Below are 20,767 nucleotides of genomic sequence, written 5' to 3'. Positions count from 1 at the left end.
TGGATGAATACTGTAATCGAAATTGTTCACGGGCTGGATTTTTTTATGTATTGTTCTGTGTTGAAATAATTCAAAATGAACGTTGCCACTTTCAATGCCTCATTCACTTATTCAAAGATTAAGTAGCAGTTTCATGGTAAGGACAAGTTTTTATTCAGCGATGATGTTTAGCATAGCTATTAGACTTCCGTCATAAATCAAAAAACGTACAATTTATTTGATCTTAAATTAATCAGCAAAATTATTTAATTCAAGAGATAATCCTTGGATGAAATTCAAAGATATTCAAAAATTATCAAACGTTAAGTTTCGTAGGCTTACCGGTGTTAGTTGGGCTACATTTAACCTCATGTTGGCCGAGCTAAATAAGCATTTACCTCGTCATATTGGTAAAGGACGACCGCATAAATTACCGTTGGAAGATCGTTTGCTCTTATGTATAGAATATTGGAGAGAATATCGAACATTTTTCCATCTTGGTATGAGTTACGGTGTATCTGAAACGAGTGCAATTCGTATCACACGTGTTATTGAAGATACCTTAATCCGTTCTGGAAAATTCAACTTGCCAAAACAACTTCCTAATCGAGATGAAGTGGATTGGGAAGTTGTTGTGATTGATGCCACTGAAATATTAGTTCAACGTCCAAAAAAAACAGAAGAAATGGTATAGCGGTAAAAAAAAGCGACATACCTTTAAATTTCAGCTATCTATGCACTATATAACAGGTGAAATACTGAGTGTATGTGGAAGTCATGGAAGCATGCATGATTTTAAAATATTTAAAAAAAGCATGAGGAAATTAAAATTTAAGCCCTTTTTTATCGTTGATAAGGGTTATTTAGGGATAAAGAAATTGGGTTTTGGATGCCTCATGCCATCTAAAGCAAAGAAAACTGAAAAACTAGATTCTGAATTAAAAAAGTTAAATAAAGAGATTGGTCGTAGACGAATTCAAGTAGAGCATGTATTTGGAAGGATGAAATGTTTTAAGATTTTATCTTGTGTATATAGAAATCGTCGTAAAAGATTAAACCTGCGGTTTAATTTACTTGCTGGCATATACAATTTAGATTGGGTGAAAGATAAACAATTAAATTGATTGAAAAATGATTTATGAAGGAAGTCTAATGATTAAAATTTTTAAAATTAATTATTTATAGATCAGTTGGATTGACTAATCGGGTGTTGAAAATGCTTTGAATAAGCATTTTATGTTGAACTTTATACCATGCTACATATTGTAATTTTATCTCGAAGAGAGACTTTGTATAGTGGAATGATTCATTTTAAGAAAATACAGAGTTGTGTAATGAAACCGACATTATTAAAACCATGGTTTTTGGTGTGTACAATCATAATTGGTGGTGGAGCCCTAGTGGGATGTCAGCCTAAAAACGAGCCTCAAGCTGAAAATTCAAAACAGGCGCAGTCGCCTCAAAATAGTGAAGAAAATATTCCTGCCATTCAAGCCAAAGTTATTCCTGTAAAGTTGAGCAAATCAGAAGCATGCGATCCGCAAGGCTGTATTCAATACGATATACAGACTGTAGAAACCAACCTGAAATGGATTGATCAATACTTTATGGAACGAATAAAAAAAACCGATCCGATCGCTTTTTCTGAAGAACCGAACCAAAAAATAAATACTGCAGAAGGCGCTGAACCCAATTTAAGTCAAAGTTCAACTTATGTCCGTTTTATAGGACAAAATTATCATCACGCTACATTTGCCATTCAAAGTTATAACTATTCAGCAGGTGCAGCACATGGCATGCACCATCAGGAATTTGTTAATTTTGATTTAAAGACTAAAAAACGTTTAGCTTTGGCTGATATTTTGGTGAAAGGCGCAGAGCAGAAAGTATTGGACACACTTTATGACACAAATAGTCTTTGGTTAGATCAACACAATATCGAACGAGATAAATTAAAACTGAGCGATAATTTTTACTATGGTGTCAACGGAATTGTGTTTGTTTATCCTTTATATGAATTGGCCTCGTATGCAGAAGGCATGAGTGAGTTGACTTTGCCTTACACTTCGCTTACTCAATTGGTTAAAGCTGAATACTTGCCAAGTTTACCGAGCTATCCAACGCCCTAATTTTTGAAAATTTCGCTTAAATTTGCTGTAATAAGGTGCAGCTGTAAGCGGGATTACTGTCTTTTTTGCTGTTTAGCGCTTACACTATAGCCAGTTTTTTTCTTTGTAAAAGATTGGCTATGATCGACCCGAAATTAATCAGAAATAATATTGAGGCTGTAAATTTTGCCTTGGCAAAACGTGGTGTGCAACTCGATGTGGCGGAGTGGGCATCACTTGAATCTCGTCGTAAAGAGCTTCAATCCAAAACTGAAGCTTTACAAGCAGAGCGTAATTCGGGTGCTAAACAAGTTGGCCAAATTAAAAAATCTGGTGGCGATGCATCTGAAATTATGGCGCGTATGTCTGCCATTGGTGATGAAATTAAAGCAGCAGAAGCTTCTCTTACAGAGTTGCAAAATGAAATTGAAAATAAATCATTAACTATTCCAAATATGCCGCATGAATCTGTCCCTGAAGGCAAAGATGAAGACGATAATGTTGAAATTTTAACTTGGGGTACACCACGTCAATTTGATTTTGAAATTAAAGATCATACTGACTTGGGTGAATGGATGGGCGGTTTAGAGTTTGAAACTGCCACTAAGTTAACTGGTTCGCGTTTTAGCGTATTGAAGGGTCCGCTTGCGCGTCTGCAACGTGCCTTAACGCAGTTCATGTTAGATACACACACACTTAAAAATGGCTATACCGAAGCCTATGTACCGTATTTAGTCAATGCAGAATCTTTGCGTGGAACGGGACAATTGCCTAAATTTGAAGAAGATTTATTCAAATTACAAGGTGAAAAAGAATATTACCTTATTCCAACGGCAGAAGTACCTGTCACCAATTTTGTGCGTGATGAAATTGTTGATCCAGAACGTTTACCCTTAAAATATGCAGCGCATACACCATGTTTCCGTAGTGAAGCAGGTTCTTATGGTCGTGATACGCGTGGTTTAATTCGTCAACATCAATTCGACAAAGTTGAAATGGTGCAAATTGTTAAACCTGAAACTTCAATGGACGCACTTGAAGAACTGACAGGACACGCAGAAGGTATTTTGCAAGCCTTAGGTCTTCCGTATCGTAAAATCATTTTGTGTGGTGGCGATATGGGCTTTGGCGCAATCAAAACCTACGATTTGGAAGTTTGGGTGCCAAGTCAAAATACCTATCGTGAAATTTCAAGCTGTTCATGCATGGGTGATTTCCAAGCGCGTCGTATGAAAGCGCGCTATCGTGTTGACCAAAAGAAAACTGAATTTCTTCACACCTTGAATGGTTCTGGTTTGGCTGTAGGTCGTACATTACTGGCGGTGATGGAAAATTACCAACGCGCTGACGGTTCTATTGAAGTTCCTGACGTGCTTCGTCCTTATATGGGTGGTGTTGAATTTATTGATTAATCCTCGGGGATTTTAAAATAAATGAATAGAAAAACCATTTTGTGCACGAAAATTGCTTAAGACAATCAGATTTAAAACATTGAGGTAGTCGGTGGATATTTTTCCAATCTCTTTAAAGTTGCAGCAGCAACCGTGTCTGATTGTCGGTGGCGGGCATATTGCATATCGCAAAGCCGTACTGTTGGCAAAAGCAGGCGCAGTTATTCATGTGATTGCACCTGAAATTGAAAGTTCTTTACTTGAGATTGTGGTTGCTAGCCAAGGGCAATATATTCAAGCACCTTTTAGTGTAGATATTCCGTTACGTCATTATCGTTTAGTCATTGCAGCGACCAATGATAAAGCGACCAATATCCAAGTTTTTGAAGCCTGTGAAGCTGAAAAAATATTGGTGAATAGTGTGGATGATCCTCCACATTGTCGTTTTATGGTTCCTGCAATCATTGATCGTTCACCTTTGGTGGTATCAATTGCCACGAATGGTACATCACCTGTTTTATCGCGCCAAATTCGCACTCAACTTGAAGCCAGTATTCCACATGGTATGGGGAAGCTCGCTGAATTTTCTGGGAAATGGCGTGCCGTAGTAAAATCGAAAATTGAAAATCCTGATGAGCGTCGTATTTTTTGGGAAGACTTGTATGCCAGTCCACTCAAGGAACAGGTGTTTAATGACAATATTGCCGATGCTGATAAATTAATTGAACAGGCCTTAAAGGAATGGAAAACACCCAAAGGTGAAGTCTATTTAGTTGGAGCAGGGCCAGGTGATCCTGAATTATTGACCTTAAAGGCACTGCGTTTAATGCAACAAGCGGATGTCATTATCTATGATCGTTTGGTCTCCCCAGCAATTTTAGAATTATGCCGCCGTGATGCTGAAAAAATTTATGTTGGAAAAGCCCGTTCAAACCATAGTGTTCCTCAAGATGGGATTAATGCTTTATTGGTTGAATTTGCTGAAAAAGGTAAACGTGTCTGCCGTTTAAAAGGTGGTGATCCGTTTATTTTTGGTCGTGGTGGCGAAGAAATTCAAGAGCTGTTTGCAGCAGGTGTTGCTTTTCAAGTGGTTCCTGGCATTACCGCAGCATCGGGTTGTTCAGCTTATGCAGGTATTCCGTTAACCCATCGTGATTACGCACAAAGTGTTCGCTTTTTAACGGGGCATTTGAAAGAAGGTTCACCTGAATTGCCTTGGCGTGAACTGGTCTATGAAAATCAAACACTTGTATTGTATATGGGGTTGGTCGGTTTAGAGAAAATATGTGCTCAACTGATTGCCCATGGGCAACGTGCCAATATGCCAGTAGCACTGATTTCTAAAGGGACGACACCAGAACAGAAAGTGGTGGTCGGCACATTGGCTGACATTGCATCAAAAGTATCAGAACATCAAATTCAAGCACCCACCTTAACCATTATTGGTGAAGTGGTGAGTTTGCGCGAACAATTACAGTGGCAAGGCTAATTTGAGTCTTGTTGCGATTAAAAGAGTAGAGAAATCCCGTGATTCATGTTGTTCTATATGAACCTGAAATTCCTGCCAATACAGGTAATATCATTCGTTTATGTGCCAATACAGATGCACAGCTACACTTGGTTAAACCTCTCGGGTTTGAACTTGATGATAAAAAGCTGAAACGTGCAGGTTTGGATTATCATGAATGGGCACGTATGCAAATCTGGGAAAATTTTGATGATTGTTTGCTGAATTTGCAACTGCAAGGAATAGAAAAGGATGCAATTTATCCACTGACCACCAAAGGTGTTGAAACACCGCATACTTCCAATTTAAACCGTCCAGTTGCTTTGTTGATGGGGCCTGAAACGCGCGGGCTTCCTGAACATATTCGAATGCTGTTTCCTGAGAAACATTGGATTCGCTTGCCAATGGCAGCGACTTCACGCAGTTTAAATTTATCCAATGCAACCGCTGTGATTGTGTATGAAGCTTGGCGTCAGCAAGGTTTTAAAGAACTGATATAATTAATTTATATGTTATCTAGAGCCACTTTTGAGTGGCTCTTTATGGCATAAATTTTAAGAGAGGCTTTATGATTAAATTACACTGCAAATTTAACACCTAAAAAAGACGCATAATGCGTCTTTTTTATTGTAGGAATGGACAATACATTAATGCGAGTCATCGAACTCATTGTGTTGAGGCGCAGGTTGTTTGAAACCTTTGGTTTTATAACCTAAGTATAAAATCCCAAACATCGCCCACCATAAGCCATATTTTAATGAGGTTTCTTCAATTTCGAGCCATAGTGCAAATACGCTGATAAAACCAAGTAAAGGGACAATCACAAAGTTTAAAATATCTTTGAAGTTTTTGGTACGTCCATCGCGTAAAGCATAACGTGAAATAACAGAAAGATTGACAAATGTAAATGCAGTTAAAGCACCAAAACTGATCAGCGAAATCACCGTATCAAGATTCATAAATCCAGCTGTTAAAGCCACAGCACCGACAATTAAAATATTGTAAGAAGGGGTTAAGCTTTTAGGACTGATATGACCAAAGATTTTTTTATTGATTACGCCATCACGACCCATGGCAAACATCAGGCGCGATACACCCGCGTGTGCTGAAATACCCGATGCCATCACTGTTACAATGGCAAAGCCTAAGACATACGATTGGAACAGTGAACCACCCACAAGCATTAAAATATCAGGTTGAGTCGCAGCTACATCTGCAAAATATGTGTTCGGATCATGCGGGAAATAGATTTGCATGAAATAAGCACTGACAATAAAAATCACACCTGCAATTAAAGCGGTTAAAAAAATCGCTTTAGGTAAGGTTTTTTCAGTGTCTTTGGTTTCTTCAGCCAGAGAACTGAGTGAATCAAAACCTGTGAAAGAAAAGCAAAGTAATGTTGCACCTGTAATAAGTGCACCGACTGATGTCAGCTCGTTCCAAAATGGTTCAAGACTCCAAAGCTGATAGCGTTGTTCTACAGTCATTGGACCATCTGCATTAAAACCAGCCTGAAGTTTGCTATAAACCAAATAGGTAAAAACAGCAATCACAATCAGCTGAATCAATACAATCAGACTATTAAAGTTTGCGACAAAACGTGCACCTTTTAAATTGATCCCTGTCATAAATGCAGTTAAGACAATGACCCAAACCCAATGATTAACATCTGGAAATAGTGCTTCAAGATAAATGACAGCTAAAATAATGTTGACCATGGGTGAAAGGAGATAATCTAGCCAAGATGACCAGCCCACCATAAAGCCCACATTTGGATGAATCGATTTTTGAGCATAGGTATAAGCCGAACCCGAAGAGGGATAACGGCGAATCATATGACCATAACTGAGGGAAGTGAGTAGAATTGCAACAAGTGCAAATATATAGGAGGTCGGTACGTGAAAATGACTTTCTTCCGACACGAGTCCGAAAGTGTCAAATAACGTCATAGGCTGTATATACGCTAAACCAATAATGATGATGTGCCAGAGTCCCAGCGTTTTTTGCAGTTTAGCTGCCGATGGAGTCCCAGAGATATTTGTCAACGGCGTTACCCTCTTAATCGTTGATCAAGGATCAGTCATATTTTTAAGGATCGTTTTAAAACAACGATCCCCCCATGCAAAGAAAACAAAAGTCCGCCAATCTACTCTAATTTGATGCCTTTTGCCAATCCCTGTTGAATGTATTGAAGTATTAAATATGCCAAGAGACAGCAATATTAGATTTATGTTGTTGATCAAAAAGCAAAAACCTGATGTTTGAAAAAACATCAGGTTAAGGTGAATAAGCTTGGCTTAATTTTCAAGCTTACCAAGCTTTATCTAAAATTGCTCTCAAATCTTTGAAATTAGCTTCTTTCGGATTGTAAATAATGGATCCATCATTGAGTGCTTTTTCTGCTACTTCATCGAGTTGAGCTTCTGTTACTTTACCTGTTTCACGTAAAGTTCGAGGGAGCTTGGTCAAGGCATACAAGCGGTCACGCATAGTCAAAATAGTTGCAATAGATTTATCAGCACGTAAGTGTGCAGGTGTTTGAGCATAAATATCAGAACCTGCCAAAGGTAGAAGCAATTCAGCAATTTTATCGCCATTTACTTCTTTGTTATATTCAAGTACGTAAGGTAAAAATAAATTCATGCATAAACCGTGGGGGAGGTGAGCAACAGCACCTAAGGCATGACCCAATGAATGGACCAATCCGACCATCGAGTTTGAAAATGCAATTCCAGCCATCGTGGAAGCCTGCGCCAGCTCAAGACGCCCAAACTCATCTGTAGGCTTATCCAGCACAGTAAATAAACTATTGCTCACTTTTTTAATGGCAGCAGTGGCATAGGCATCACTGATTGGATTTGCAGCCAAGCAGGTATACGCTTCAACAGCATGCGTTAGCGCATCCATTGCCGTCATTGCGGTTAAATGTGGGGGTAAAGTTTGAGTCATACGTGGATCAAGAATAGCTGCATGTGGCATCAAGTAATAAGATGCAAATGCCATTTTGACATTTTTTTCAACATCCGCTACGACAGCAACCATCGTAACTTCTGAACCCGTACCTGATGTTGTTGGAATCACAAAAAAAGGCTTCAATGGCTTAGGTAAATTGTGGGCACCTGAGAACTTAAGTAAGTCATCGCCACCTTCAGTCACCAAAATATTGGTCGCTTTTGAGGTATCAATCACTGAACCCCCACCTACGGCAATAATGGCATCACAATGATTGTCACGATAGGCTTTTGCTGCATTGCGGACCGTGGCTATACTTGAATCTGGTGGTACATCATCGAAAATATAACCAATGACCGCATCTGTTGATTCAAACGCAGCTTCAATTGGGGCAAGTAGATTATTTGCACGTACACCTTTATCTGTAATGATGAGTGGACGTTTAGACCCTAAAGTCGCAAGTTCAAATGGAATGTGTTCTAACGCGGCATGACCTGCGATCACTTTAACGGGACAGAAAAATTCGTAATAAGGCTTAGCCATGTTATACACTCCGTTTAAAATAGGACTGAGCAACTTTCAAATAAATATTTGCAGCGCTGTTAAGTTTTTCTTTTAGGCTTAATTCATGGGGATATTGTTTTACGGCAAGCTCAGCCACTAATTTCGGTAAAATCAGTGATTCCATTTTATTTAAGCAACGTACCAAACGAATGGCATACGCCACATCACCATCTGCAATCATACGGTCATGCGCAAAAGCTTGTGCCGTACTTTCCTGAAAAGAAAACACTAAAAAGGCATGACTTAAATGCTTGAAAGTAATGGTCAGATCGGGCTTGGTTTCAACAGATGACAGCAATTTTAATTGATAGTCTTCGGTTACTTTTGCAATAAAAGCTGGACCATGCGGAAATACTTTCATCGACAGAACGAAGCCGACAGGAAATTTTGCAACCTCTTGTTTTACTTCTTTGTCGACTTGACTTGCCATGACTAAACCTCTGCCAATCACATCCATCATGAGTTTGACATAATTTAGTTGTAAGGCCGGCTTTACGGATTTGGTTGAAATCACTCGCGCATCCTTTCTCTAAAAACATTTTTATTAATTTAGAGTAAATACTCTAATTTATTTTGATCATAAAAGCAAAATTATTGTTGCATGACTTGAACTTGATTAAAGTAACCGCTGTGATTTAAAGTTTCAATCATATCTGCACAGAAATCATTAAAAAATGGATAATCTTCAACGAGATCCTTGACTCGAACCATTTCTAGTCCGGCATAACCGCAGGGATTAATGGTCTGAAAACCCAAAAGATCACAATCAATATTTAAAGCCAAACCATGATAGCTACGCCCTTTACGAATTTTAAAACCCAAAGATCCAATTTTACGCTCTGCAACATAAACCCCTGGTGCATCCGCTTTGGCATAAGCTTCGATTTTGTATTTTTTAAGCAGATTAATCATTAAATTTTCTGCATACGTCACTAATGTTCGCACGTTCCAGCCTAAACGATTTAAATCAAACATAAAATAAGCCACCAGTTGCCCTGGACCATGCCAAGTCACTTGCCCGCCACGGTCGCTTTGTACAATGGGGAGCTGAGTTGCTTGTAGAATATGTTCAGGTTTACCAGCTTGTCCTTGGGTTAAAACGTCGTGGTGCTGCAAAATCCACAGTTCATCTGGCGTATTTTCATCGCGGTTTTCAGTCAGACTTTTCATTTCTTGAAATCGTTCAAGATAAGGCGTTAATTCATTGAATTGACGAATAATTAAGTTAGGTTTTAGAACAGCATCTGTCACGTCAAGTGCGTCCATAAAAGTTTAAAGATAGAAGGAATTATAAAGAAATCTTGAATAGATGGAGCGGCTTTATATTAAATTTCATATTTAATTCATTGATATTTTAAGATTAAAAAAAAGCTTATTTTTGAATATAAAAAACACGCCGATTGGCGTGTTTTTATAAAAATTAGAGTGCAGTTTTAATTAACGGGCAAGCAGCTAAATCTGCATAGAGTGCATGTACTTGTTCAAGTTCTACAAATACAATTTGGGCAGTTAAAGAGTGGTATTTTCCTGTGCGAGAAGGCTGCACGTTAATGCTTGAAGCATCAAAATCAGGAAAGTGTTTCACTATTATCTCTACTACTGCACCATGCAATTCATCACCTGCAACGCCAATCAATTTAATGGGATAATCCATGGGGAAAACCCAAAGATCTTCTTGAAGTTCACGAGATGGTGTACGGTCTAGCATAGTCATGAGAGTGAGTCCCCATATATCAAACGCCTGCTTAAGTGCAGGCGTTGTATTTCTGTTAGATACTAAATGGAGACTGAAATTCAGATTTCAAGCACCCATGAGTATCATCAAAAATTAGTCATTTTCTAGGAATGAACGTAAATGTTCAGAACGTGAAGGATGACGTAATTTACGTAATGCTTTTGCTTCAATTTGACGAATACGTTCACGTGTTACATCAAATTGCTTACCCACTTCTTCCAAAGTGTGATCTGTTGGCATATCAATACCAAAACGCATTTTCAAGACTTTCGCTTCACGTTCAGTCAAGTTTTCTAAAACTTCACGTGTCGCTTCTTTTAAGCCTTCTGAAGTTGCGGCATCAATTGGAGAAGTGATATTACCATCTTCAATGAAGTCACCAAGATGCGAATCTTCATCATCACCGATTGGTGTTTCCATTGAAATCGGTTCTTTGGCAATTTTAAGCACTTTACGTACTTTCACTTCGTCCATTTCTAGACGTTCGCCTAATTCTTCAGGTGTTGGTTCACGTCCCATTTCCTGTAACAACTGACGAGAAACACGGTTAATCTTATTAATCGTTTCAATCATGTGTACTGGTATACGAATAGTACGTGCTTGGTCGGCAATAGAACGGGTAATGGCTTGACGAATCCACCACGTTGCATAGGTCGAGAATTTATAACCACGACGGTATTCAAACTTGTCAACGGCTTTCATCAAACCGATATTGCCTTCTTGAATAAGATCCAAGAATTGTAAACCACGGTTGGTATATTTTTTCGCAATTGAAATCACCAAACGTAAGTTGGCTTCAACCATTTCTTTTTTAGCACGGCGAGCTTTTGCTTCACCCACAGCCATACGTTTAGCAATGTCCTTGATGTCTTGGACACTCAGGTTTAATTCTTTTTCAATATCTGCAATTTTTTGTTGGAAAGCCAATACATCAGGACGAACTTTTTCCAAATAACCTTTTTGATCAGCAGGTGTTTTGGCAATTTGTTCATTTAACCAAGCAGGATTGGATTCGTAGCCTGGGAATGATGTACGGAATTGAGTACGATCCATACGACCACGACGAACGGCATAACGCATTACTTCACGTTCAGAAAGACGAATTTGCTCATGCGTGCCACGAATCATTTCAGAAATGATATCAAATAAACGTGGTGTAAATTTGAACATCATAAACACAGATGCCAATGCTTCTAATGCTTCTTCTGCTTCGCTGCTGTTGCGACCATGTTTTTCAAGGGCAGCTTTAGTGACTTTCCAAGCATTTTCTAATTCAGTAAAACGAATACGTGCAATTTCAGGGTCAGGGCCTGATTCACCTTCAGAGTCATCATCGCTTTCAGACTCTTCTTCTTCGTCATCATCGAGTTTTACATCTTTGGTGGTTTTTGTGGTGGTTTCATCATCTTCAGAAATTTCAGCTTCTTCTTCTAAAACTTCTGGAATTGGATCGTTAGATTCTGGGTCTAAATAGCCCGATAAAATATCTGCAAGACGACGTTCACCTTCGGTAACATCGTTATATTCTTTGAGTACCACTTCAACAGTGTTCGGCCAATAAGCAATTGAATGAAGGACATCGCGGATTCCCTCTTCAATACGTTTTGCAATGCTAATTTCGCCTTCACGCGTCAATAGTTCAACCGTACCCATTTCACGCATATACATACGCACTGGATCTGTGGTACGACCAGGTTCACTTTCAACAGAGGCTAAAACAGCAGCCGCTTCTTCTTCTGCGACTTCATCGGTTGCTTCAGCATTGTTGCCATCGAACATCGTATCATCAGATTCAGGCGCACGTTCATGCACAGGAATACCGACGTCTTGAAGCATTTGAATAATGTCTTCAATCTGTTCGCTTTCTGTGATCGAGTCCGGGAGATGATCGTTAACCTCAGCGTAAGTTAAGTAACCTTGTTCTTTGCCTCGGCTAATCAGAGCCGCTACTTGCGAAGTAGGGGAAGTCATATCGCTCATCTTTGCTTACTCTTCGTTGAATCTGTGGCGTGAAAAACCGTGCATGATAGCACAATTCGCTTAAAATTGTTTTCGAATTGATGACTCAAATGTCATTTTAGAAAAGATGACTTTGATTTAACAATTGTTTTGGATATTGGGTTAATTTTATTTTTTTCAAGTCAGTGCTTAAAATTGCATTATAACTTTTATGACAACCTTAGATTAAAATCACACCACCCACAAATATACAATTTGAGATTAAAAAAACAAGATTAAATTCATTTTTTAAGATAAAAATTAAAAAAAACTTGACAAGAATTAAGAACAAAGATAAATAGCGCCTAGGCCCATTTACTTTTTTCACTATGAGGTAGTTTTAGTGTCTTCTACAGATTTTGAACTAGATGATAGCTACAGTGATGATGATGTTAGTTTTGATGAAACATCAAGAAAAATTAGTGCTAAAGAGTCGTTGGAAAAACGTCGTCTGATTGATGACCTTCTGGCACAACGTCGTTTAGAACGTGAACTTAAAGATTTTGATTACGATCTAGATGATGACGATTTTGATGATGAAGACTAAATTCTGATTTAGCATAGCTGACTAAAATGTTATGCTACAGCCAGTTTTTTAATAAATTTGGATTTTAAATGAGTGCTTTAGATTTAGACTTGTTAAGCGAATATCTAGATGGCGACCAAAATGAACATGGTCTAGATTTTGCAGCAACTCATGGTTTTTTATGTGCAACTGCGGTTGGACCTAATTTTGATCAATGGCTCGATGAACTTTTCGATAATAATCAAAAGAAAGTTCCTGTTGACATGATTGTACAAATAAAAGCATGGTTAGAGGCAATTCGTCAAAATTTAGCCAATGAAGAAGGAATCGAGTTTCCTTTTGAAGTTGAAGAAGCCGATGTTGAGTCAAGTTTAGGCGATTGGAGTGTCGGTTTTGTTGATGCGATGTTCCTAAATGAAGAGGCATGGTTTACGCCTGAGCATGAAGAACAATTGGTTGATTTAACGTTACCGATGATGGTGTTCAGTGGCGTTGATGATGAAGATCCGCAGATGGAATCATTTCGACGCAATGGTCAGTTAATGGATGAAATTGCTGAAGAAATTCCAGAAAATCTAAATGAAATTTATTTGATGTATCATACTCCTACGTAATGGTATACCTTGCGCCACTACAATCGTGGCTCATCTATCATACGCCAACATAATTCTTTGAAATTAAAAACACCTCAACTTGAGGTGTTTTTTTATGGTTGTCGTTAGCGCTTTAGTCATAAAAGTAGACTAGAGCTATTAATATTTAGAGCTTAGTCTTGAAATGATCGTGAATAGATTGGGGGGGCTAAAACTGTATTCATCTCAACTACTTTATTTTAATTTTTCGTTGATATCTGCGGTAGAAAATCCAAAACACAATCATGAGTACAATAACAATGATGATGTAGCCGACTTGGCTGAAAATTTGATGCATCAGTGCTTGATTTTCACCAAAATAAAATCCGACGCAAGCCAAAAATGTGGTCCAGATAATCGTTCCTAATCCACTATAGAACATAAATTTCCAGAAGGGCATACGGCTCATTCCTGCGGGAATACTAATCAGTGACCGTACAGCCGGTATCATTCGACCAAAAAAAACAATGCGATGTCCATAGTGTTCAAACCAGTCCAGTGATTTTTTAACATCTTGAGATTTTAGGAATAGATATTTTCCATAACGGTCAACGAAACGAAAAATATGATCATGATTGAATTTATAGCCAATCCAATAGAGAGCAGCGGCAGCAGTCAGGGAGCCTATGCATCCAGCAATAATCACGCCGACTAAAAGCAATTGACCTTGTGAGGCAGAATAACCTGCAGAAGGCATAATAATTTCAGAAGGAATGGGGGGGAAAACATTATCGAGGAACATCAGCAGGGCAATTCCCCAATAACCGAGTTGTTCCATAATAGAGATAATCCATTCTGTTAAAGTCATAATATAATAAAAATAATAAGATTCTGACTATCCTAAAGGCTATTTGTTGTAGGGTAAAGTCTCGTTTTAGAGCAGAGTTGTTTAATTTTTATCTTTATTTTAATTTGTATAAATAGAATGTAGTCTATCCAAAAATAATCTATTTATTTCGATTTTTTTGTATTAAGAAATCAATATAACCGAAGTAAAAAGCCAGTCAATTTGTTGATGACTGGCTTATACAAAAGCATTTAAAATGGCTCATTTAGTACAATTTATAAACGTTTTCGTTTGGCTGCGGTGATTTGCGACTGGCGCATACGAAATCCTTCTTTTTGTTTTTCTGACGTTTTTTCGATGCAATATTGACATGATACACCGTGTTCGTAGCTTGGAAGTTCAACTTCTGTTGGAAGCAAAGGCCATCCACAAGCATGACATTTAATATTTTGACCTTCTTCTACACCGTGCGTGACTGCTGTACGGCCATCAAATACAAAACATTCACCTTCCCACAGACTTTCTTCGGCTGGTGTTTCTTCCAAATATTTTAAAATACCACCTTTTAGATGATAGACCTCTTCAAAGCCTTCTTGAAGCAACAAGGATGTTGATTTTTCACAGCGAATACCACCTGTACAGAACATGGCAATTTTTTTATCTTTGTGCTGTTCTAAATTTTGTTTTACATAGTCTGGAAATTCGCGAAATGTTTCTGTTTTAGGATCAATCGCACCCTTAAATGTACCCGCTTTATATTCGTAGTCGTTACGTGTATCGACTAGAATGACATCATCGCGAGCAATCAATTCATTCCATTCTTTTGGATCTAAATAATGCCCAACCAAATCACGCGGTTGAACTTCGACGCCCAAAGTTACAATTTCAGTTTTAAGCTTAATTTTCATTTTGCGAAATGGTTTTTCATCACTTTGAGATTCTTTATATTCCATCGCATTGAAGCCTTCATTGATTAAAAAGGCATGCATTTGATCAATCGCTTCTCGGTCGCCCGCAACTGTGCCGTTAATTCCTTCACCCGCTACAATTAGAGTTCCACACAAGTCAATGTTGTTAACCAAATTTAAAAGACGTTGCTGAAGATCGGTAGGATCTTGAACTTCTTTAAATTGATAGAGTGCGGCAACAACCCAACTTGTGGTCGCTTGCTGTTCTACAGGTGCAAGCTGTTCTACAGTAGCGTTCATGGATAACTCCAAATGTATTATGATAGGACAAAATTTAAGGCGTATATTTTAGCTTGAATTTTGTCAAGAAGCGAGAAAACCATAACTAAATTATGGTTTTTAACTTAAACCAGAATAGATATGCTGTTATTGATGAGATATATGCTTTTTCAACGTGATGAAACCGTGAGTTTTGTTAATTTTCCTACATTTTTTGGAGTGTACTTTGAGTAATGAGCGCCGAATTGCTTTGACGCCCTGTGCTGGGCGTTGTTCAACTGTATTTGGTGATTCGGTCTGTCGGGGTTGTCGTCGCTTTAACCATGAAGTGATTCAGTGGAATACTTATACACCAGAACAACATACAGCAGTTTGGAAGCGCCTTGATCTACAGCTCGATCAGATTTTAGTTCCCATGTTGCCATTTGCTCAGATTGTTCAAGTCGAAGAATTTATTTTATCGAAACGTGTTCGTTTACGGGATGATGCTTCAACAGGCCGCAAGCTTTATCACGCGTTGAAAATTTGTGAGAAAAATAAAACATTGGCTCAAGACAGTGGTTTAGGTGTGCAGGATAAGCAAATCAAGCCACTTTGGCAGGAATTTGAACGTCGCACACTGGCCTTGGCCAATGCCAGTTATGACTTTGCTTTTTTACGTGCGGATGTCATTAGTCATCATTTATTACAAACTGAGGACGATGATGAAATCATATCGGAGTGAGTCAGTTAAGCAATAATTAAAATTGTATGGATTAGAGTGATTAAGGTGAATATTACAACGTATTTATTGTGCTGCCTGACAGTATGCTCATGATTGCTTCTCAAGTACTATCTGGATTGTGATGCTCAAAGGTTTTCTGCATATTGATACTGACAGGTTAAATAGAATAAAGATGACTCTTTGAAGCTAATGATGATCCTGACTCATTTTAAAAAAGATATAAAAAAGCTCACCTAAAGTGAGCTTTTTTGAATTTGAGAACTTTATGCCACTTGTACAGGAATACAGTTTGCAGTGTGATTCACTGTATTATTAGGATTTGCATACACTAGACGTGGTTTGTGTGCATTTGCTTCAGCTTCGGTGAAATCACCAAAAGTCGCAATGATCACTAAATCATCGACATCTGCTTGATGGGCTGCGCCACCATTCACAGAAATGATACCCGAATTCTCTTCGCCACGAATTGCGTAAGTACTAAAGCGCTTACCATTAGTGACATTCCAGACATGAATTTCTTCATATTCACGGATACCCGCTAAATCCAATAAAACACCATCAATAGCACATGAGCCTTCATAGTGAAGCTCTGCGTGTGTAACTACTGCACGATGAATTTTTGCTTTTAATAAACGAGATAGCATGGGCTAGCGTCTCCTTAGAGGACCTAAGATTTTATCTTATGGTTAAATCAATTACTTTTTACGGGCTACATAATCCGCAGAAAACGCATTTTGCTCTTAAATAGGCAAGATGGCAAGCAAGATTGTTCAACAATTTGTGGATTGATCAGTTGGGTTTGTAAGCATTGATTTGATTCATAGCTTGCTGAATATCATCGTTGACCAGTAATTTAATCCGAGATAAAGCATGCGCAATCGCATCATCCATTAAATTTTGTTCACTGTTGGGTGCTTTACTGAGTACATGGCCAGAGACACGCTCTTTTGAACCTGGATGACCAATACCGATACGTAAACGGTGAAAATTAGGACCCATATGTGGAACGATGTCACGTAAACCATTATGACCCCCATGACCACCGCCTGATTTCAGACGAATCACACCAGGATTCATATCCAGTTCATCATGCGCAACAAGCATATTTTCTGGGCTAACTTGATAGAATTTTGCGAAAGGAACTACACTTTTACCTGAAGCATTCATAAATGTGGTGGGTAAAAGTAGACGAACGTCTTGACCTTCGATATTACCACGACCACTCATTCCATAGAATTTAGGATCGGCTTTGAGGGAAATGCCATATTGTTGTGCAAGGCGTTCAACGAACCAAGCACCTGCATTATGGCGAGTTTGGGCATATTCCTTACCAGGATTGCCCAAACCAACAATTAGCGAAAGTTTTGACACTAATTTATACCATCAACACTTATGCGCGTTTGAAGTCAGCGTGCATAGGTGTATTTTTAGATGGGTGACGTTGTAAAGCTTGGATTTTAACGCTTTCAACTTTGTCGCCCAATTTAATTTCAATGACTTCTTCGAAGAATTTGTTATTTTCAAGCGCTTTAACAAGTTCACGAAGCTCTAAAGTTACAGTAACAGGCGCAGCTTCGCCACCGTAAATGATTGCTGGAACTTGAGCTTGAAGACGAAGGCGGCGGCTCGAACCTTTCCCTTGTACTGATTCGTCACGAGCTACTGCATTTAATACGAAGTTTGCCATGATGACATTTCCTCATTGAGTTTAATTGACTGAACCTTCGACCAGTTCAGTGAGATAAAGCCCTGTTTAATTAAAAACAGGGCTTTGAAAATTTCGCGCTATTATAAATAACTATCGAACATTGCGCTAATAGATTCTTCGTTATTAATACGACGAATTGTTTCAGCAACCATGCCGGCTACTGAAACTTGGCGAATCTTACCAAGTTCTAATGCTTCTTGAGAAAGTGGAATGGTATCTGTGACGACGAGTTCGTCGAGTACAGAATTTTTCAAATTCTCAAGGGCTCTACCAGAAAGTACAGGATGAGTTGCATATGCAATCACACGACGAGCACCAAATTGTTTCAGTGCATCGGCGGCTTTACATAATGTACCCGCAGTATCAACCATGTCATCCACGATCACGCAATCACGATCTTTTACATCACCAATCAAATGCATCACTTGTGATTCATTTGCTTTTTGGCGACGTTTATCAATAATTGCCAGATCGATATCACCCATTTGTTTCGCTACAGCACGCGCACGCACTACACCACCCACGTCAGGAGAAACAACCATAAGATTATGGTGTTGCTGTTGACGAAGATCAGCAAGTAAGGCAGGTGTACCGTAGATATTGTCTACAGGGATATCAAAGAAACCTTGAATTTGGTCAGCATGAAGGTCGATCATTACAACGCGGTCAATTCCTACGGTTGTTAGCATATCTGCTACAACTTTGGCAGTAATTGGCACACGGCTTGAACGAGGACGACGATCTTGACGAGCATATCCGAAGTAAGGAATGACAGCAGTAATACGCCCTGCACTTGCACGACGTAACGCATCAGCCATAACGAGGACTTCCATCAGGTTGTCATTCGTTGGTGCACAAGTAGGCTGGACTAGAAATACGTCTTTACCACGAACATTTTCAGTAATTTCGACAGCAATTTCACCGTCAGAAAAATGACCTACAGATGCTGCACCTAAAGGAATGTGCAGATGGCTTACGACTTTTTGAGCGAATTGTGGATGTGCAGTTCCACTAAAAACGACAAGATTGGGCATGAAGCACCCTTGGCGGTTGGAATGTTTGGAAATAGATGGCAGGGGCGGCTGGATTCGAACCAACGGATGCCGAGATCAAAACCCGGTGCCTTACCACTTGGCGACGCCCCTAATGCGGCAGAACTTTAATATTTTTGCTGTTCTATGTCAAGGTAAATTAACAAATGAACTGGCAAATTTGCTCTGTCTTTTTTGATAAAATGGCAGGGGTAGCTGGATTCGAACCAACGGATGCCGAGATCAAAACCCGGTGCCTTACCACTTGGCGATACCCCTAAACTTCATTACTGTTTTTAAACCATAAGTTTAAATGGCAGGGGCGGCTGGATTCGAACCAACGGATGCCGAGATCAAAACCCGGTGCCTTACCACTTGGCGACGCCCCTAATACAGTAATCTACAGATGAATATAATGGCAGGGGCGGCTGGATTCGAACCAACGGATGCCGAGATCAAAACCCGGTGCCTTACCACTTGGCGACGCCCCTATCATATAACTTTGAAATGACGTAATGGTGATTCATTCAAACTATTAACCAAGTAAGCTTTACAAGGTGAATGGGCTAAAATCTCATCAATATTCATGTCTGAAGTTACTTCAGTAAAAACACAAGCACCTGTACCTGTAAGTTTCGCAATACCGAATTGATCCAAATATTGCATGGCTTCATTCACTTCTGGATACAAGCTTCTTGCCAAAGGCTCAAAGTTATTTCCAAAGTTAAATGGCTTTAACTGATAGGCGCAAAATGTAGAGGTCTTCGTGTTTCTTGTCAATGTTTTTTGCGAAAAAAGCAATTGAGTGCTGATAAAACAGTCAGGTTTCAACACGATGTATTGTTTTTGATCTAAGTCTATGAATGTTAATTGTTCGCCAATACCTTCTGCCCATGCATTACGGCCATGTACGAAAATGGGTACATCTGCACCCAGTTTAACGCCCAGTTCTGCCAATTGTTCAAGACTTAAACCACATTGCCACAATTGATTGACCACAATCAGGGTGGTCGCAGCGTTAGATGAGCCACCTCCGAGTCCTGCACCCATCGGAATATTTTTTTCAACTAAAATTGAAAGTCCTATTTCTTTTTGTGCATAGGGTTTGAGGACTTGTATGGCTTTGTAGATCAGATTTTGCTCTATATCTACGGTATTAATCCCTTCAATCGAGATGCTAATGTCATCATTTTTAGGTCTGAATTCTAGCCAATCTTGTAAATCAATCAGTTGGAAAATACTTTGCAATTCATGATAGCCATTATCACGACGACCCGTGATATGCAAAAAAAGATTGAGTTTGGCAGGTGAGGGAACACGAATCATAACTTTCTAACTTTAATATCAATTTAACGGTTTTGAATTAGCATGGTAATACGGTTTTCCTGCCCCGACTCAAGCGATTGTTTTAAAATCAATTTATTTGGTAGTTGTGCTTGATCGTTATAACTTAAAGCGACTGTCCAGCCATCCTCTAGAAACTGAGTCGGACGATTTTGCTCATCTTTACTGATTTTAGCTTGAGTTGTTGCAGGTTTGGCTTGAACCCAATCAATTAAGTGAGTAATGGGTGCTTGCCAACCAGTAGCACGTGTTAATAATTCTTCTGGTGTTTGGGCTTGGATAAGTCCAGTTTTAGCACTATTTAAACTGACGTCACCTGACCGACCTGAAATTTGAGTTTTACCTACGCCTAAAATTCCACTGAGTTCAATGTCAAACTCATCTTGTTGCTGTACCCAAGTAAAAAAAGCACTGCCTGATTGTGCAGGGGTTTTAACCCCGATTTTGCCTTGAAGATTAAATTGGCGTGGTGCTTCTGGCGTTTGTGCCACATTAGAGGCTTGAGGTTGAGTGAATTGTTGACAACCGCTTAAAACGAGCGTGCTGGTCAGCATTAAAGTTAAGCTGAGTTTTGAAAAAATATGCATAAAAATG

At 39.0% G+C, this 20,767-nt stretch carries 22 protein-coding genes, 4 tRNA genes and 1 pseudogene; 9 read left to right on the top strand and 18 right to left on the bottom strand.

The annotated features are described in order from the left end of the window. Nucleotides 1-268: 268 nt before the first annotated feature. From H0S58_RS09755 to H0S58_RS09730, 6 genes and pseudogenes are all read left to right on the top strand, one after another. A complete protein-coding gene (locus H0S58_RS09755) occupies nucleotides 269-673 on the top strand; it encodes a transposase family protein (RefSeq protein ID WP_000669095.1) in 405 nt (134 codons plus the stop codon). Nucleotides 674-710: 37 nt separating this feature from the next. Further along, a pseudogene (locus tag H0S58_RS09750) lies at nucleotides 711-1,103 on the top strand (transposase family protein); the annotation flags it as partial. Between the two features lie 210 nt (nucleotides 1,104-1,313). Next, a complete protein-coding gene (locus H0S58_RS09745) occupies nucleotides 1,314-2,108 on the top strand; it encodes an RsiV family protein (protein ID WP_195726404.1) in 795 nt (264 codons plus the stop codon). A 119-nt stretch (nucleotides 2,109-2,227) separates the two neighbouring features. Then, nucleotides 2,228-3,499, top strand: a complete 1,272-nt coding sequence (serS, locus tag H0S58_RS09740; protein ID WP_195726403.1) for a serine--tRNA ligase — start codon at nucleotides 2,228-2,230, stop codon at nucleotides 3,497-3,499. A 91-nt stretch (nucleotides 3,500-3,590) separates the two neighbouring features. Next, complete coding sequence (gene cysG, locus H0S58_RS09735) at nucleotides 3,591-4,967, top strand: siroheme synthase CysG (RefSeq protein ID WP_053579805.1); 1,377 nt, start codon at nucleotides 3,591-3,593, stop codon at nucleotides 4,965-4,967. 38 nt (nucleotides 4,968-5,005) lie between these two features. Then, the gene (locus H0S58_RS09730) at nucleotides 5,006-5,485 is read left to right on the top strand and encodes a tRNA (cytidine(34)-2'-O)-methyltransferase (RefSeq protein WP_195726402.1); all 480 of its coding nucleotides are present in this window, start codon (nucleotides 5,006-5,008) and stop codon (nucleotides 5,483-5,485) included. Between the two features lie 147 nt (nucleotides 5,486-5,632). On the opposite strand, the gene H0S58_RS09725 is transcribed toward H0S58_RS09730, so the two are convergent. The 6 genes from H0S58_RS09725 to rpoD all read right to left on the bottom strand — a co-directional run bounded on the left by H0S58_RS09725 (nucleotide 5,633) and on the right by rpoD (nucleotide 12,216). Further along, nucleotides 5,633-7,030, bottom strand: coding sequence for an APC family permease (locus H0S58_RS09725; protein ID WP_053579807.1), 1,398 nt, complete (start codon nucleotides 7,028-7,030; stop codon nucleotides 5,633-5,635). A 265-nt stretch (nucleotides 7,031-7,295) separates the two neighbouring features. Then, on the bottom strand, nucleotides 7,296-8,480 hold the full coding sequence (locus H0S58_RS09720; protein ID WP_053579808.1) for an iron-containing alcohol dehydrogenase: 1,185 nt from the start codon (nucleotides 8,478-8,480) through the stop codon (nucleotides 7,296-7,298). A gap of 1 nt (nucleotide 8,481) precedes the next feature. Beyond that, nucleotides 8,482-9,015 (bottom strand): hypothetical protein, encoded by a 534-nt coding sequence (locus tag H0S58_RS09715; RefSeq protein ID WP_092719620.1) that lies wholly within the window; start codon nucleotides 9,013-9,015, stop codon nucleotides 8,482-8,484. 77 nt (nucleotides 9,016-9,092) lie between these two features. Beyond that, complete coding sequence (gene lipB, locus H0S58_RS09710; RefSeq protein WP_053579810.1) at nucleotides 9,093-9,752, bottom strand: lipoyl(octanoyl) transferase LipB; 660 nt, start codon at nucleotides 9,750-9,752, stop codon at nucleotides 9,093-9,095. Between the two features lie 169 nt (nucleotides 9,753-9,921). Further along, on the bottom strand, nucleotides 9,922-10,209 hold the full coding sequence (locus tag H0S58_RS09705; RefSeq protein ID WP_195727594.1) for a YbeD family protein: 288 nt from the start codon (nucleotides 10,207-10,209) through the stop codon (nucleotides 9,922-9,924). 120 nt (nucleotides 10,210-10,329) lie between these two features. Then, a complete protein-coding gene (rpoD, locus tag H0S58_RS09700) occupies nucleotides 10,330-12,216 on the bottom strand; it encodes an RNA polymerase sigma factor RpoD (protein WP_195726401.1) in 1,887 nt (628 codons plus the stop codon). Nucleotides 12,217-12,577: 361 nt separating this feature from the next. On the opposite strand from rpoD, the gene H0S58_RS09695 reads away from it, so the two are divergent. Together H0S58_RS09695 and H0S58_RS09690 are read left to right on the top strand one after the other, a co-directional pair. Next, nucleotides 12,578-12,781, top strand: coding sequence for a PA3496 family putative envelope integrity protein (locus H0S58_RS09695; protein ID WP_053579813.1), 204 nt, complete (start codon nucleotides 12,578-12,580; stop codon nucleotides 12,779-12,781). Between the two features lie 68 nt (nucleotides 12,782-12,849). Next, the gene (locus H0S58_RS09690) at nucleotides 12,850-13,374 is read left to right on the top strand and encodes a YecA family protein (RefSeq protein WP_195726400.1); all 525 of its coding nucleotides are present in this window, start codon (nucleotides 12,850-12,852) and stop codon (nucleotides 13,372-13,374) included. Nucleotides 13,375-13,582: 208 nt separating this feature from the next. Here H0S58_RS09690 and H0S58_RS09685 read toward each other — a convergent pair whose 3' ends face one another. Together H0S58_RS09685 and H0S58_RS09680 are read right to left on the bottom strand one after the other, a co-directional pair. Then, nucleotides 13,583-14,200, bottom strand: coding sequence for a DedA family protein (locus tag H0S58_RS09685; RefSeq protein WP_053579815.1), 618 nt, complete (start codon nucleotides 14,198-14,200; stop codon nucleotides 13,583-13,585). A gap of 254 nt (nucleotides 14,201-14,454) precedes the next feature. After that, nucleotides 14,455-15,387: a rhodanese-related sulfurtransferase gene (locus H0S58_RS09680; RefSeq protein ID WP_053579816.1), complete on the bottom strand. Its 933-nt coding sequence runs from the start codon at nucleotides 15,385-15,387 to the stop codon at nucleotides 14,455-14,457. Between the two features lie 205 nt (nucleotides 15,388-15,592). Here H0S58_RS09680 and H0S58_RS09675 point away from each other — a divergent pair, with 205 nt between their 5' ends. Beyond that, nucleotides 15,593-16,090, top strand: a complete 498-nt coding sequence (locus H0S58_RS09675) for a DUF1289 domain-containing protein (protein WP_195726399.1) — start codon at nucleotides 15,593-15,595, stop codon at nucleotides 16,088-16,090. 263 nt (nucleotides 16,091-16,353) lie between these two features. Here H0S58_RS09675 and panD read toward each other — a convergent pair whose 3' ends face one another. From panD to lolB, 10 genes are all read right to left on the bottom strand, one after another. Continuing rightward, nucleotides 16,354-16,734, bottom strand: a complete 381-nt coding sequence (panD, locus tag H0S58_RS09670; RefSeq protein WP_053579818.1) for an aspartate 1-decarboxylase — start codon at nucleotides 16,732-16,734, stop codon at nucleotides 16,354-16,356. 145 nt (nucleotides 16,735-16,879) lie between these two features. Next, nucleotides 16,880-17,461 (bottom strand): aminoacyl-tRNA hydrolase, encoded by a 582-nt coding sequence (gene pth / locus H0S58_RS09665; protein WP_195726398.1) that lies wholly within the window; start codon nucleotides 17,459-17,461, stop codon nucleotides 16,880-16,882. Between the two features lie 19 nt (nucleotides 17,462-17,480). After that, nucleotides 17,481-17,777 carry a 50S ribosomal protein L25 gene (rplY, locus tag H0S58_RS09660; protein ID WP_053579820.1) on the bottom strand — a complete coding sequence of 99 codons (297 nt, stop codon included), beginning with the start codon at nucleotides 17,775-17,777 and terminating at the stop codon, nucleotides 17,481-17,483. A gap of 101 nt (nucleotides 17,778-17,878) precedes the next feature. Then, nucleotides 17,879-18,832, bottom strand: coding sequence for a ribose-phosphate pyrophosphokinase (locus H0S58_RS09655; protein ID WP_053579821.1), 954 nt, complete (start codon nucleotides 18,830-18,832; stop codon nucleotides 17,879-17,881). Between the two features lie 36 nt (nucleotides 18,833-18,868). Next, nucleotides 18,869-18,943, bottom strand: a tRNA-Gln gene (locus tag H0S58_RS09650). Nucleotides 18,944-19,033: 90 nt separating this feature from the next. Beyond that, nucleotides 19,034-19,108, bottom strand: a tRNA-Gln gene (locus tag H0S58_RS09645). Between the two features lie 35 nt (nucleotides 19,109-19,143). After that, nucleotides 19,144-19,218: transfer RNA gene (locus tag H0S58_RS09640), tRNA-Gln, on the bottom strand. A gap of 27 nt (nucleotides 19,219-19,245) precedes the next feature. Then, nucleotides 19,246-19,320 (bottom strand) — tRNA-Gln (locus H0S58_RS09635). Nucleotide 19,321: 1 nt separating this feature from the next. Then, nucleotides 19,322-20,155, bottom strand: a complete 834-nt coding sequence (gene ispE / locus H0S58_RS09630; RefSeq protein WP_195726397.1) for a 4-(cytidine 5'-diphospho)-2-C-methyl-D-erythritol kinase — start codon at nucleotides 20,153-20,155, stop codon at nucleotides 19,322-19,324. Between the two features lie 23 nt (nucleotides 20,156-20,178). Next, on the bottom strand, nucleotides 20,179-20,760 hold the full coding sequence (lolB, locus tag H0S58_RS09625; protein ID WP_195726396.1) for a lipoprotein insertase outer membrane protein LolB: 582 nt from the start codon (nucleotides 20,758-20,760) through the stop codon (nucleotides 20,179-20,181). Between the last annotated feature and the right edge of the window lie 7 nt (nucleotides 20,761-20,767).

This window comes from Acinetobacter sp. TTH0-4 (assembly GCF_015602665.1).
Lineage (GTDB): Bacteria > Pseudomonadota > Gammaproteobacteria > Pseudomonadales > Moraxellaceae > Acinetobacter > Acinetobacter albensis.
This window is presented reverse-complemented; position numbering and strand designations above follow the sequence as displayed.

Bases quoted from the DNA above. Each gene is read 5' to 3' on its own strand.
- H0S58_RS09755 (WP_000669095.1), top strand. From the start codon at position 269: ATGAAATTCAAAGATATTCAAAAATTATCAAACGTTAAGTTTCGTAGG.
- H0S58_RS09745 (WP_195726404.1), top strand. From the start codon at position 1,314: ATGAAACCGACATTATTAAAACCATGGTTTTTGGTGTGTACAATCATA.
- serS (WP_195726403.1), top strand. From the start codon at position 2,228: ATGATCGACCCGAAATTAATCAGAAATAATATTGAGGCTGTAAATTTT.
- H0S58_RS09720 (WP_053579808.1), bottom strand. From the start codon at position 8,480: ATGGCTAAGCCTTATTACGAATTTTTCTGTCCCGTTAAAGTGATCGCA.
- H0S58_RS09705 (WP_195727594.1), bottom strand. From the start codon at position 10,209: ATGCTAGACCGTACACCATCTCGTGAACTTCAAGAAGATCTTTGGGTT.
- rpoD (WP_195726401.1), bottom strand. From the start codon at position 12,216: ATGAGCGATATGACTTCCCCTACTTCGCAAGTAGCGGCTCTGATTAGC.
- H0S58_RS09690 (WP_195726400.1), top strand. From the start codon at position 12,850: ATGAGTGCTTTAGATTTAGACTTGTTAAGCGAATATCTAGATGGCGAC.
- H0S58_RS09685 (WP_053579815.1), bottom strand. From the start codon at position 14,200: ATGACTTTAACAGAATGGATTATCTCTATTATGGAACAACTCGGTTAT.
- H0S58_RS09680 (WP_053579816.1), bottom strand. From the start codon at position 15,387: ATGAACGCTACTGTAGAACAGCTTGCACCTGTAGAACAGCAAGCGACC.
- panD (WP_053579818.1), bottom strand. From the start codon at position 16,734: ATGCTATCTCGTTTATTAAAAGCAAAAATTCATCGTGCAGTAGTTACA.
- rplY (WP_053579820.1), bottom strand. From the start codon at position 17,777: ATGGCAAACTTCGTATTAAATGCAGTAGCTCGTGACGAATCAGTACAA.
- H0S58_RS09655 (WP_053579821.1), bottom strand. From the start codon at position 18,832: ATGCCCAATCTTGTCGTTTTTAGTGGAACTGCACATCCACAATTCGCT.
- ispE (WP_195726397.1), bottom strand. From the start codon at position 20,155: ATGATTCGTGTTCCCTCACCTGCCAAACTCAATCTTTTTTTGCATATC.
- lolB (WP_195726396.1), bottom strand. From the start codon at position 20,760: ATGCATATTTTTTCAAAACTCAGCTTAACTTTAATGCTGACCAGCACG.